The organism is Stenotrophomonas cyclobalanopsidis (genome assembly GCF_008710035.1).
GTDB lineage: Bacteria > Pseudomonadota > Gammaproteobacteria > Xanthomonadales > Xanthomonadaceae > Stenotrophomonas > Stenotrophomonas cyclobalanopsidis.
Genome location: NZ_VYKI01000014.1, coordinates 59742 through 71382, shown reverse-complemented (window position 1 = coordinate 71382; position 11641 = coordinate 59742). Strand labels below are relative to the sequence as shown.

At 69.0% G+C, this 11641-nt stretch carries 12 protein-coding genes; 7 read left to right on the top strand and 5 right to left on the bottom strand.

Annotated elements, in window-relative coordinates; genetic code table 11:
• Positions 1–1008 carry an MlaA family lipoprotein gene (locus FJU31_RS12220; protein WP_150454988.1) on the top strand — a complete coding sequence of 336 codons (1008 nt, stop codon included), beginning with the start codon at positions 1–3 and terminating at the stop codon, positions 1006–1008.
• A 103-nt stretch (positions 1009–1111) separates the two neighbouring features.
• On the opposite strand, the gene FJU31_RS12215 is transcribed toward FJU31_RS12220, so the two are convergent.
• The 3 genes from FJU31_RS12215 to FJU31_RS12205 all read right to left on the bottom strand — a co-directional run bounded on the left by FJU31_RS12215 (position 1112) and on the right by FJU31_RS12205 (position 3746).
• Positions 1112–1657, bottom strand: coding sequence for a glutathione peroxidase (locus FJU31_RS12215; RefSeq protein ID WP_150454987.1), 546 nt, complete (start codon positions 1655–1657; stop codon positions 1112–1114).
• A gap of 67 nt (positions 1658–1724) precedes the next feature.
• Positions 1725–2123, bottom strand: a complete 399-nt coding sequence (locus FJU31_RS12210) for a hypothetical protein (RefSeq protein ID WP_150454986.1) — start codon at positions 2121–2123, stop codon at positions 1725–1727.
• Between the two features lie 72 nt (positions 2124–2195).
• Positions 2196–3746 (bottom strand): DNA recombination protein RmuC, encoded by a 1551-nt coding sequence (locus tag FJU31_RS12205; protein WP_150454985.1) that lies wholly within the window; start codon positions 3744–3746, stop codon positions 2196–2198.
• A 44-nt stretch (positions 3747–3790) separates the two neighbouring features.
• Between FJU31_RS12205 and FJU31_RS12200 the strand changes: the two genes are divergently transcribed.
• Positions 3791–4393: a glutathione S-transferase family protein gene (locus FJU31_RS12200; RefSeq protein WP_150454984.1), complete on the top strand. Its 603-nt coding sequence runs from the start codon at positions 3791–3793 to the stop codon at positions 4391–4393.
• 507 nt (positions 4394–4900) lie between these two features.
• Here the strand turns inward: FJU31_RS12200 and FJU31_RS12195 are convergent.
• Positions 4901–5908, bottom strand: a complete 1008-nt coding sequence (locus FJU31_RS12195; RefSeq protein ID WP_150454983.1) for a zinc-binding alcohol dehydrogenase family protein — start codon at positions 5906–5908, stop codon at positions 4901–4903.
• A gap of 92 nt (positions 5909–6000) precedes the next feature.
• Between FJU31_RS12195 and FJU31_RS12190 the strand changes: the two genes are divergently transcribed.
• The 3 genes from FJU31_RS12190 to FJU31_RS12180 are packed head-to-tail and all read left to right on the top strand — an operon-like array spanning position 6001 to position 7810.
• The gene (locus FJU31_RS12190; protein ID WP_150454982.1) at positions 6001–6981 is read left to right on the top strand and encodes a LysR family transcriptional regulator; all 981 of its coding nucleotides are present in this window, start codon (positions 6001–6003) and stop codon (positions 6979–6981) included.
• Positions 6982–6989: 8 nt separating this feature from the next.
• Positions 6990–7619, top strand: coding sequence for a leucine efflux protein LeuE (gene leuE, locus FJU31_RS12185; protein WP_150455010.1), 630 nt, complete (start codon positions 6990–6992; stop codon positions 7617–7619).
• Positions 7620–7633: 14 nt separating this feature from the next.
• Positions 7634–7810 (top strand): hypothetical protein, encoded by a 177-nt coding sequence (locus FJU31_RS12180; protein WP_246161324.1) that lies wholly within the window; start codon positions 7634–7636, stop codon positions 7808–7810.
• Positions 7811–7936: 126 nt separating this feature from the next.
• On the opposite strand, the gene FJU31_RS12175 is transcribed toward FJU31_RS12180, so the two are convergent.
• The gene (locus FJU31_RS12175) at positions 7937–8839 is read right to left on the bottom strand and encodes a LysR family transcriptional regulator (RefSeq protein ID WP_150454981.1); all 903 of its coding nucleotides are present in this window, start codon (positions 8837–8839) and stop codon (positions 7937–7939) included.
• Between the two features lie 121 nt (positions 8840–8960).
• On the opposite strand from FJU31_RS12175, the gene FJU31_RS12170 reads away from it, so the two are divergent.
• Positions 8961–9956, top strand: coding sequence for an aldo/keto reductase (locus FJU31_RS12170; protein WP_150454980.1), 996 nt, complete (start codon positions 8961–8963; stop codon positions 9954–9956).
• A gap of 144 nt (positions 9957–10100) precedes the next feature.
• Complete coding sequence (locus FJU31_RS12165) at positions 10101–11528, top strand: amino acid permease (protein WP_150454979.1); 1428 nt, start codon at positions 10101–10103, stop codon at positions 11526–11528.
• The last annotated feature ends 113 nt before the right edge of the window (positions 11529–11641 follow it).

Sequence of the window (11641 nt, the reverse complement as noted above, 5' to 3'; positions counted from 1 at the left end):
ATGAACGTCGTACGCGCGTTTCCCTTGATGATCCTGGCCCTGGCGCTCACCGCCTGTGCCGGCAAGCCCGCGCGCAGCGATGCGCCGGTGGCCGACACCGTGGTTCCGGCCAGCGCACCGGCCGCCGCACCTGCTGCCGATGCCGGTACGGTTGACGCGGCACCTGCGGCCGCCATGGACGACGCGACGGCCACGCCGCCGCCTGCCACGAATGCTGGAGCCGATGCCGAAACCGATGCCGCCACGGCCGCGGCCGCCGCTGCGCCCGGTGGCGACGACGATTTCGACGCGCTGTACGGCAACGCCGGCACCACTGCCACCACCGCCGCCTACGACCCGTGGGAGCCGCTGAACCGTCGCGTGCACCGCTTCAACGTGGGCGTAGACAACGTGATCGCGCGTCCGCTGGCCACCGCCTATACCCACGTGGTGCCACGCTTCGCGCGTACCGGGGTCAGCAACTTCTTCAGCAACATCCGTTCGCCGGTCACCATCGTCAACCAGCTGCTGCAGGGCCGCCCGGATGATGCGTGGGATACCCTCGGCCGCTTCCTGATGAACTCCACGGTGGGCATCGGTGGCCTGTTCGACCCGGCCAGCAAGGCGATGGTACCCAACCGCCGCGAGGACTTCGGGCAGACCCTGGGTGCCTGGGGCTGGCGCCGTTCGCGCTACGTGGAACTGCCGTTCTTCGGCCCGCGTACCGTGCGTGATGTGTTCGGCCTGGCCGGTGACATGCCGCTGTCGCCGATCCGCACGATCGAGGAAGACAAGATCCGCATCGGCCTGCAGGGCCTGCAGCTGGTCGACACCCGCGCGCAGCTGATGGCGGTGGACGACCTGCGCAGTTCGGCGGTGGATGAGTACGCGCTGGTGCGCGATGCCTGGCTGCAGCGCCGCAACTACCAGATCGAGAACGACCTGCGCGGCAAGCGCGAGCGCGGCAGCGACGATGAGAATTCGCCGATTCCGGTGGATGCCATGCCGATGCCGAACTGGACCAACTGATCGCGTTGGCCCGCGCATGAAAAACCCCGCCTTGGCGGGGTTTTTTTGTGCGTGGCCTGGGGTCGGAGCCTTTTCCTCGGGAAAGGGATCCGACCCCGTGCGATCAGGCGGCCAGCGCGGCCTCGATCGCCTCGCGCAGGCGCGCGTCATCGGCGGCCACGTCCGGGGCGAAACGTGCAACGACCTTGCCATCGCGGCCGACCAGGAACTTCTCGAAGTTCCACAGCACCGCCGGCGCGGCATGGATCGGGATCTCCTTGCTGGCCAGGCGCTCGCGCAGCGGGCCTTCACCGATGGCCTGCGGCTGCGCCGCGGTCAGCTGCTGGTACAGCGGGTGGGTGTCTTCACCGGCCACGCTGATCTTGGCGAACATCGGGAAGGTCACGTCGTAGGTCAGCTGGCAGAACTGCTGGATCTCCGCTTCGCTGCCCGGCTCCTGGCCGAGGAAGTTGTTGGCCGGGAAACCCAGCACTTCCAGGCCCTGGGCCTGCTTTTCCGCGTACAGCGCCTGCAGGCCTTCGTACTGCGGGGTCAGGCCGCACTTGGAGGCGACGTTGACCACCAGCAGGACCTTGCCCTGGTAATCGCCCAGGGTGGAGGGCTGGCCGTCGATGGTGGTGAGGGAAATATCCTGGATCGGGGGGCTCACGCGGGGGCTCCGGCTATGGCGGGGAAAGGTCCACCAGCATAGCGCTGCGCGGATGCGCCGCGTGCGATCAATCCACGCAGATCGTGCCCTGCGCCTTGCCGTCCTCGATGCGCTGGCGGCAGCCGAAGTTCTGGCTGACATCACGCTGGCAGGTGCCGGTTGCCACCACGCCCGCCTCGGCTTCGCCCGTGGCCAGGCACTGGCCGCTGCAGTCGCGCTTGCTGCTGCAGGCCTTGCCGGCATCGGCATAGGGAATCACGCACTGCACGCGTTGCAGGCGGCCCAGCGGTTGCAGGGTGCCACCGGCGGCGCGGCAATCCACATCGCGCGCTTCCTGGTAGGCCTCGGTGGCTTCCGGCGAGTCTGCCGCCGCCGGCTGTGCCGCCGCATCAGCGGCGGGCGGCGTGCTGCTGCAGGCCGACAACAGGGCGGCCAGGGCCAGGCTGGCAAGGAAGCGTTGACGCATGGTCGGACCTGCAGGCGGTAATCGAGGCCGCCAGCATACGCATTGCCTGGTGCAGGTAGTGTGTCAGCGCACTCAGGTCTCTTCGCCCTCGCTGGCCTCGTCCTCGCCGCCTTCTTCCTCGGCCTCGCCCAGGTCGCCCAGCAGCTGCTGCACCTGCTCGTTGGCCAGCGTCTCCACGCCACGCAGACGACGTTCGATGGTGCGCGTCTTGCGGCTGGCCGCGCCGATGCTGCGACCGACGGTGGTGATCTGCTTCTCGGCCTTCTCGAGGATGCCGGCGAACTTGCCGAACTCGCTCTTCACCGCACCCAGCAGGCTCCACACTTCGCTGGAACGCTTCTCGATGGCCAGCGTGCGGAAGCCCATCTGCAGGCTGTTGAGCAGCGCGGTGACGGTGGTCGGGCCGGCCACCACCACGCGGTGGTCGCGCTGCAGCAGGTCGACCAGGCCGGGCCGGCGGATGATCTCGGCGTACAGGCCTTCGGTGGGCAGGAACATCACCGCGAAATCGGTGGTGTGCGGCGGCACGATGTACTTCTCGCTGATCGACTTGGCCTGCACCTTCACCGCACGCTCCAGCTGCACGCCCTGGATGCGCACCAGCTCGGCGTCGCCCTGGTCCTGCGCGTCCAGCAGGCGCTCGTAGTCCTCGCGCGGGAACTTGGAATCGATCGGCAGCCACACCGGCGCGTCGTCGCCACGGCCGGGCAGGCGCACCGCGATGTCGACCATCTCGTTGCTGTCCGGGCGCACCTTCACCGCACGCGCGTACTGCTCCTGGATGAGCGTCTGTTCGAGGATGTTCTCCAGCTGCACTTCACCCCAGCTGCCGCGCGTCTTGACGTTGGTCAGCACGCGCTTGAGGTCGCCCACGCCGGTGGCCAGCTGCTGCATTTCGCCCAGGCCGCGCTGCACCTGTTCCAGGCGCTCGGAGACCAGCTTGAACGACTGGCCCAGGCGGGTTTCCAGGGTGGTCTGCAGCTTCTCGTCCACGGTCACGCGCATCTGTTCCAGCTTCTGCGCGTTGTCGCTCTGCAGCGCGCGCAGCTGTTCTTCCAGGGTCGTGCGCATCTCGGCGATGCGTTGTTCGTTGCGCTGGGTCAGTTCCTGCAGGCGCAGGCCCAGGCTTTCGGTCAGGCGCTGCTGCGACTGCGCGCCCTCTTCGCGGCCCTTGCGCGCATCGTCCACCAGGGTCTGGCGCAGCGCGCCCAGCTGGCTGTCGGTGCGGGTGGTCAGTTCCTGCAGCTGCTGGCCGAAGGCGTGGATGCGTGCTTCCTGCTGCTGGCCGAACACTTCCAGCTGCGCGCGCAGTTCCTGCAGGCGCTGGCCCATCAACGCACCGCTGCGCTGCTGGCTTTCGGCCGCTTCGGCGCGGGCCTTGCGCGCATCTTCGCCGAGGGCTTCGCGCAGCAGGTCCAGGCGCTGGTCGGTGCGGGTGGACAGATCGGTCAGCGCACGGGCGAAGCCATCGAGCTGTTCGCGCAGTTCGCTGCGGCCGGCCCGCGCCTCCTCGCGCATGGCCTGTTCCAGGCGGTCATGGGGCGGGCGGCGCAACAGGGCGACCAGCTGCAGGACGAGGACGGCCAGGAGGAGGGCGCCGAGGAGCAGGAATTCGGTTTGCATGCCGCCAGTGTAGGCTGGCCCCGTCTCAAACGCTGCGTCTGACCATGCTCGAACTGTACGGAAAGCCGACATCGATCAACGTGCGCAAGGTGCTGTGGCTGTGCGCCGGGCTGGACCTGGCGGTGCGGCACCATGCGGCACCCGATGCCGAGCTGCTGCGCGGCCTGAACCCGAACGCACAGGTGCCGGTGCTGCGCGAGGGCGACTTCGTGCTGTGGGAATCCAACAGCATCTGCCGCTACCTGGCCACGCGTGCCGGGCGCGACGACCTGTTGCCGGTCGAGCCGCAGGCGCGGGCGCGGGTTGAGCAGTGGATGGATTGGCAGGCGACCGATCTGAACACGGCGTGGCGCCATGTGTTCATGGCGCGCGTGCGCGGGCATGCGGATTACCCGGACGATGCGCGGGCGGAGGCAAGCCTGGCGCAGTGGAACCGGCTGATGGCGATGCTGGATGCGCAGCTGGCACGCCACGCGTACGTGGCCGGCGATGTCTTCACTCTGGCTGACATCGTGCTGGGGCTGTCCACGCAGCGCTGGCGCAGAACGCCGGGCGGCAAGCCGGTGCTGGCGAATGTCGATGCGTGGTTCGAGCGATTGCGGCGGCAGCCGGGGTTTGCTGCGCACGTCGACAACGGGGTTGCCTGAGGGTTTGGTTTGTCTGCAGGGCTTGCAGCCCTGCACCTGCTCAACGTCAACGTCAACGTCAAAAGCGGGCTTTCCGTGGGGTGGCGGGGGGGGGGGGGGGGGGGGGGGGGGCGGGGGGGGGGGGGGGGCGCCCCCCCCCCCCCCCCCCCCCGCTCGCCACTCCCTGCCCCCCCCCCCCCCCCCCCCCCCCCCCCCCCCGCCTTCGACAGTTTCCCGCTACTGATGGTCGGCACGGGCTTGGCTCTGGTAGGTGTCGACCTTGGTCGACACACAAGCGAAGCGACCGGCTTTTGCTCTTCTTTTTTCTTTTCCGTGGCTGGTCGCGCACGGAAATTGTCAGAGGTCGGGCGGGTGGGTTGCGCAGGGGTGCGAGCGCCATGGATGGCGCTCACAAGCCTCCATGGATGGATTCACGGCGTCCCCTGCGCGGCCTGCCCACCCGGCCCCTCCGCAGATGCGCTGTCGCCGGCGACCAGCCACGAGGGGCTCAGCCGTTGGCCCGGATCCTTACCAGCCTTCCAGCACGATCTTGCCCTTCGCGCGATTGCTCTCCACCAGCGCATGCGCGCGCCGCAGGTTCGCGGCATTGATGCGCCCGAAGTGCTCGCCCAGCGTCGTCTGCAGCACGCCTGCGTCAATCAGCTCGGCCACGCGGTTCAGCAGATCGTGCTGGCGCTGCATGTCGGCGGTCTTGAACAGCGGGCGGGTGAACATCAGCTCCCAGTGCAGGGACAGCGCCTTGCGCTTGAGTGCCATCACGTCCAGCTGGCCGGGGTCGTCGATCAGGCCCAGCTGACCCTGCGGCGCCAGCACTTCCACGATCTGCGCGTAGTGCTGGTCGGTGTGGGTCAGGCTGGCCACATGCTCGACCTGCGGGATGCCCAGCCGGGCCAGGCCTTCGGCCAGGGGCAGGCTGTGGTCGATCACGTGGTGCGCGCCCATCGCATAGACCCAGTCCTGAGTGTCCGGGCGCGAGGCGGTGCCGATCACGGTCAGCTTGGTCAGCGTGCGTGCCAGCTGCACCAGGATCGAGCCGACGCCGCCAGCCGCGCCGATCACCAGCAGGGTCTGCCCTTCACCACCGCCCTCGGCGATGCGCAGGCGGTCGAACAGCAGTTCCCAGGCGGTGATCGCGGTCAGTGGCAGGGCCGCGGCGGCGGCATCGTCAAGGCTGGACGGCTTGCGGCCGACGCTGCGCTCGTCCACCAGCTGGTACTCGGCATTGCTGCCCGGGCGGTCGATCACGCCGGCGTAGTACACCGCGTCGCCGGGCTGGAACAGGGTCACTTCGCTGCCCACCGCATCGACCACGCCGACCGCATCCCAGCCCAGCACGCGCGGGCCCTCTGTGGCGGCGTTGCGGCGCACCTTGGTATCCACCGGGTTCACCGCCACGGCGCGCACCGCCACCCGCAGGTCGCGCGGGCCCGGCTGCGGCAGGTCCAGGTCGATGTCGATCAGGGCCTGCGGGTCATCGATCGGCAGGCCGGCGTGGGTGTAGGCAATGGCGCGCATGGCAGCGGTCCAGGGGGGAAAGGAATCCACAGCGTGCGCCGCGCGCGGCTCCCCGGAAAGGCGCAGAATCGGTCAGCACTTTCACTCCGGCAATGAAAATGATCCGTTTCGACGATCTGCAGCTGTTCGTCCGCACCGCCGCGCTGGGCAGCTTCTCGCAGGCCGCACGCGAGGCCGACCTGCTGCCCGGCCAGGTGGCCGCTGCGGTGGCGCGGCTGGAACGCGAGCTGGACCTGCGCCTGTTCGTGCGCACCACCCGCAGCCTGCGCCTGACCGGCGAGGGCGCGCTGTACCTGCCCTACGCGCAGGAGGTGCTGGCCACCCTGCGCGAAGGCCAAGCCCGCGTGCAGGGCGAGGACGCCGACCTGCACGGGACCCTGCAGCTGTCGGCGCCGTCGGATTTCGGCCGCAACCTGCTGCTGCCGTGGCTGGCCACGTTCCGCGCCGCGCACCCGCGGTTGCGGCTGCACCTGCGCCTGTCCGACGAGGTGGCCGACGTGTTCCGCGACCCGGTGGACGTGGCGATCCGCCTGGGCCACTTCGACGATGCCAGCTACGTGGCCCTGCCGCTGCTGGAGGGCAACCGCCGCGTGCTGGCGGCGTCGCCCGCTTACCTGCAGCGGCGCGGCGTACCGGCGCGGCTGGAGGACCTGCGCGAGCACGACTGCCTGGCCTACCAGCTGGGCGGACGCACCCACGACCGCTGGGCGTTCGAGGTCGAGGGACGGCGCGTGGTGGTGCCGGTGCGCGGCCCGCTGGTCTGCGACGATGCCGACGTGGTGCGGCGCTGGGCCGTGGCCGGTGAAGGCATCACCTACAAATCCTGGCTGGACCTGCGCGAGGACGTGCAGGCAGGGCGCCTGCAGGTGCTGCTGGACGGCATCGGCAGCCATATCCCGCTGCAGCTGGTGTGCCCGCACCGCAAGCAGTTCTCGCCGGCGGTGCGGCAGCTGCACGCTCAGCTGCGCGATCACCTGCAACCGCTGCTGTCCGGCCTGCCCGGTGGCGAGGGCGGCCCCCTGTCGCCGGCCGCGGCGGTGGCCGACAATGGCGCCCCCCCGCAACAACAATGAGCCATGCCATGCCGTGGATGGGCATCCAGGACCTGTGGACGTTCCTGCTCGCCGTGCTGGTGTTCCTCGCCCTGCCCGGGCCCGGCACCTTCACCCTGCTGACCGCCACCGGCCGCGGCGGCGTGCGCGGCGGCTACACCGCGCTGGCCGGCCTGCTGCTCGGTGACCAGATCCTGATGTGGCTGGCGCTGGCCGGCGTGGCCGCGCTGCTGAAGGCCAACCCGCTGGTGTTCCACGCCGTGCAGTACCTCGGCGCGGCCTACCTGGTGTGGGTGGGCATCAGCCTGCTGCGCACGCCGAAGACCGACGGCGGCGATGCCGGCCCGATCCGCATGCAGCCCGGCCGTTACTTCCAGCAGGCGATCCTGGTCAGCCTGCTCAACCCGAAGGCGATCCTGTTCTACATGGCCTTCCTGCCGTTGTTCATCGATCCGAAGGCGCACCACGGCATCGCGACCTTCGCGGCGCTGGCCGGCATCATCTTCGTGGTCAGCGTGGCGTACTGCTCGCTGCTGATCGGCGCGGGCAACCTGGCCCGTCGCCATCTCATCCAGCATCCGCGCATCAGCACCGTGCTGCGCCGCGTGGCCGGCCTGTTCCTGGTCGGCTTCGGCATCCGCCTGGGGTTGAACGGATGATCCGGCGGCTGGCAGTGCTGGTGTTTGCCGTGCTGCTGGCCGACACCGCGGCGGCGGCAACAGCGCAGGACCATCGCTGCCTGACCGGTTTCAGCTGCGAGCGCGCGCGCGATGGCCGCCGCACGGAGTTCAGTGAATACCTTGAAGCGGTCAGGAAGACGGCTGCCATTGGCCGGGTGTCGAACAGCTGACCGTAGCGCCGAGCCTGCTCGACTGATGCAAAGAACAGTCGAGCAAGCTCGACTCTACAAAGGCGGCGGAACAGTCGAGCGAGCTCGACTCTACAAAGGCGGCGGAACAGTCGAGCAAGCTCGACTCTACCTATCATGCATTTCCGCGCGCAGGTGATCGATGAACACCCGCAGCTTGGGTGCCATCTGCTCGCGCGCCGGGTAGTACAGGTGGAAACCGGGGAACGGCGGCTGCCAGTCCTGCAGCACGCTCTGCAGTCGCCCGGCGGCGATGTCGTCGGCCATCAGCGAAGCGAAGGCCTGGGCCATGCCCAGCCCGGCAAGCACGGCACGATGGGCGACGCCGGCATCGTTGAACACCAGCCGCCCGCTCACTTCCACGTCCAGCTCGTGGCCCTCGTGGCTGAACTCCCAGGGCATCAGCCGGCCGTTGGCCAGGCGGTGCACGATGCAGGCGTGGCCCTGCAGGTCATGCGGGGTCTGCGGCACGCCATGGCGTTCGAAGTAGGCCGGCGTCGCCACCACCACCTGCCGCTCAGGCGGCCCGACCGGCACCGCGATCATCCCCTGGGCCAGTGATTCGCCCAGACGGATGCCGGCGTCGAAGCCCTCGCCCACCAGATCGGTCAGTGCCGCGTCGACGCACAGTTCCACCTGCACCTGCGGGTAACGCGCCAGGAAATCGGGCAGCCGCGGCAGCACCATGCGGTCGGCGACGATGCGCGGCAGGGTCACCCGCAGTCGCCCGGCCGGCACCGAGCGCGCGCTGTCCAGTTCGGCGAAGGCCTGGTCGATCTGGTCGAGACCGCCCCGCACCCGCTGCAGGAAACGCGCGCCGTGCTCGGTCAGGCCCACCCGCCGCGTGGTCCGCTGCAGCAGGCGCACGCCCATCCGTGCTTCCAGCGCGCGCACGCTCTGCGACAGCGCCGAGGTTGACACGCCCAGCGCATCGGCGGCGCGGGTGAAGCTGGCATGCTCGGCCACGTGGACGAAGGCGACCACAGCCGTGAGCGGGGCGGAGGCATCCATTATGAAGACAGCCTTCAAGGTGAGTCAGGTTGTACGCAGTTTATCCACATGATCCACAGGCGGAAGCTAAGCCCCACGCCGCCGCCCATCCGGGCGAGGTGCATCCCGCAAGGAGATCCGCATGAAGACCCGTACCCTCGGCCCCGCCGGCCCTACCGTGTCCGCCCTCGGCCTGGGCTGCATGGGCATGAGCGCCTACTACGGTGGCCGCAGCAGTGAGGAGGACGCCATTGCCGTCATCCTGCACGCGCTGGACCGTGGCCTGACCCTGCTCGACACCGCCGATGTGTATGGCCCGCACATCAACGAAGTGCTGGTCGGCCGCGCGATCGCCGGCCGCCGCAACCAGGTGTTCCTGGCCAGCAAGTTCGGCATCGGCCTGGGTCCTTCCGACCCGCAGGCGCCGCAGGTCAACGGCCACCCGGACTATGTGCAGGCCGCCTGCGAGGCCAGCCTGCGCCGCCTGGGCGTGGACCACATCGACCTGTACTACCAGCACCGCGTCGACCCGACCGTGCCGATCGAGGACACCGTGGGTGCGATGGCGCGCCTGGTGGAACAGGGCAAGGTGCGCTGGCTGGGCCTGTCCGAGGCCTCGGCGGCCACCCTGCGCCGGGCGCATGCGGTGCACCCGATCACTGCCGTGCAGAGCGAGTATTCACTGTGGTCGCGCGAACCGGAACAGAACGGGGTGCTGGCCACCACGGCGGAACTGGGCATCGGCTTCGTGCCGTATTCGCCGCTGGGCCGTGGCTTCCTGACCGGTGCCATCCGCAGCCCGGATGATTTCGAGGCCGACGATTACCGGCGTACCTCACCGCGCTTCGAAGGCGCGAACTTCCAGCGCAACCTGGCGCTGGTGGACGCCGTGCAGGCACTGGCCGCCAAACGCGGCATTGCCGCCTCGCAGCTGGCTCTGGCCTGGGTACTGTCGCGTGGCGAGCACATCGTGCCGATTCCGGGCACGACGCGGCAGGCACGGCTGGACGAGAACCTCGGTGCGCTGCAGGTCGAACTGGATGCCGCCACGCTGGGCGCGCTGGATGCGGCCTTCCCGCTGCATGCCGCGGCCGGCGAGCGCTATTCGGTCGGTGGCATGGCCAACATCGAGTCGTAGCCTCCGCATTGTGCCGATTCCGGCAGCCTGGTCGGGGCGCAACGCGCGCCCTGGCGGGTATGACCCTCGTCAGTGGTAATGCTGCGCTGCGTTCGGTCACACTCGGGAACTTGTCGTTCCATGTCATCCCCTTCCGAGGCCTGCATGTCCCTGCTCCGGCGCAAGTCGCTAGATTCCGTCACTGTCCATGAAGCCGGTCGGCGCCTGGTGCCGACCCTCAGCTGGCCGCACCTGATCGCCCTGGGCATCGGCGCCATCGTCGGCACCGGCATCTACACGCTCATCGGCGTCGGCGCCAACCTGGCCGGCCCGGCGGTGCTGATCTCCTTCGCCATCGCCGGTGCGGTCTGCGCCTGTGCGGCACTAGCCTATGCCGAGCTGTCGACGATGATGCCCGCGGCCGGCAGCGCCTATACCTACAGCTACAGCGCGCTGGGCGAGGTGTTCGCCTGGGTGGTGGGCTGGAGTCTGATCCTCGAGTACTCGCTGGTGGTCAGTACGGTGGCGGTCGGCTGGTCCGGCTACTTCGTCGGCTTCCTGGAGTGGATCCACACCCAGTTCGGCATCGACATCACCCTGCCGGCCGCACTGGCCGCCGGCCCGCACGTGGCCGGTGGCTTCATCAACCTGCCGGCGATCATCATCACCTGGCTGGTGGCGCTGATGCTGATGGCCGGTACCAAGGAAAGCGCCACGCTCAACGCCATCCTGGTGGTGTTCAAGCTGATCGCCCTGGCGGTGTTCGTGGCCGTCGCCCTGCCCGCCTTCGACCCCGCCAACCTGCAGCCGTTCATGCCGTATGGCTTTGCCAAGTCGCTCGGCTCCGATGGCGTCGAGCGTGGCGTGATGGCCGCGGCGGCGATCATCTTCTTCGCTTTCTACGGCTTCGATGCGATCTCCACCGCTGCCGAAGAAACCAAGAACCCGGCCCGTGACCTGTCCATCGGCATCATCGGTTCGATGATCGGCTGCACCATCGTCTACGTGCTGGTGGCGCTGGCCGCCGTGGGCGCGATGAGCTATGCGGTGTTCGGCCACAGCGCCGAGCCGCTGGCGCTGATCATGCGCGAGCTCGGCAGCCCGAAGGCGGCGATGTTCATCGGCGTGGTCGCGATCATCGCCCTGCCCACCGTGCTGCTGGCCTTCCTGTACGGGCAGAGCCGCATCTTCTTCGTGATGAGCCGCGATGGCCTGCTGCCGCGTGGCCTGTCCAAGGTCAACGCACGCACCGGCACGCCGGTGGCGACCACGCTGTTCACCGCCGTGGTGGTGTCGGCACTGGCCGGCGTGGCCCGCCTGGACGAGATCGCCGCCCTGGCCAACGCCGGTACCCTGGCTGCGTTCACCGCGGTGGGTATCTGCCTGGTGGTGCTGCGCGTGCGCGAGCCGAACCGCGAGCGCAGCTTCCGCACGCCGCTGGCCTTCGTGGTCGGGCCGCTGGCCGCGCTGGGCTGCATCTACCTGTTCATCAGCCTGCCGCACACCACGCAACTGTACTTCCTGATCTGGAACGTGGTCGGCCTGATGCTGTACTTCCTGTACAGCCGCCGCAATGCGTTGATCGCGAAATAAGGGCGCCGCCGGGCACGGTCCGGCGTCCCTTTGTAGAGTCGAGCCATGCTCGACTGCTTATGCCAACAGCAGTCGAGCATGGCGCGAGTCAACAAAAGCGCCGGCGGGCGGGG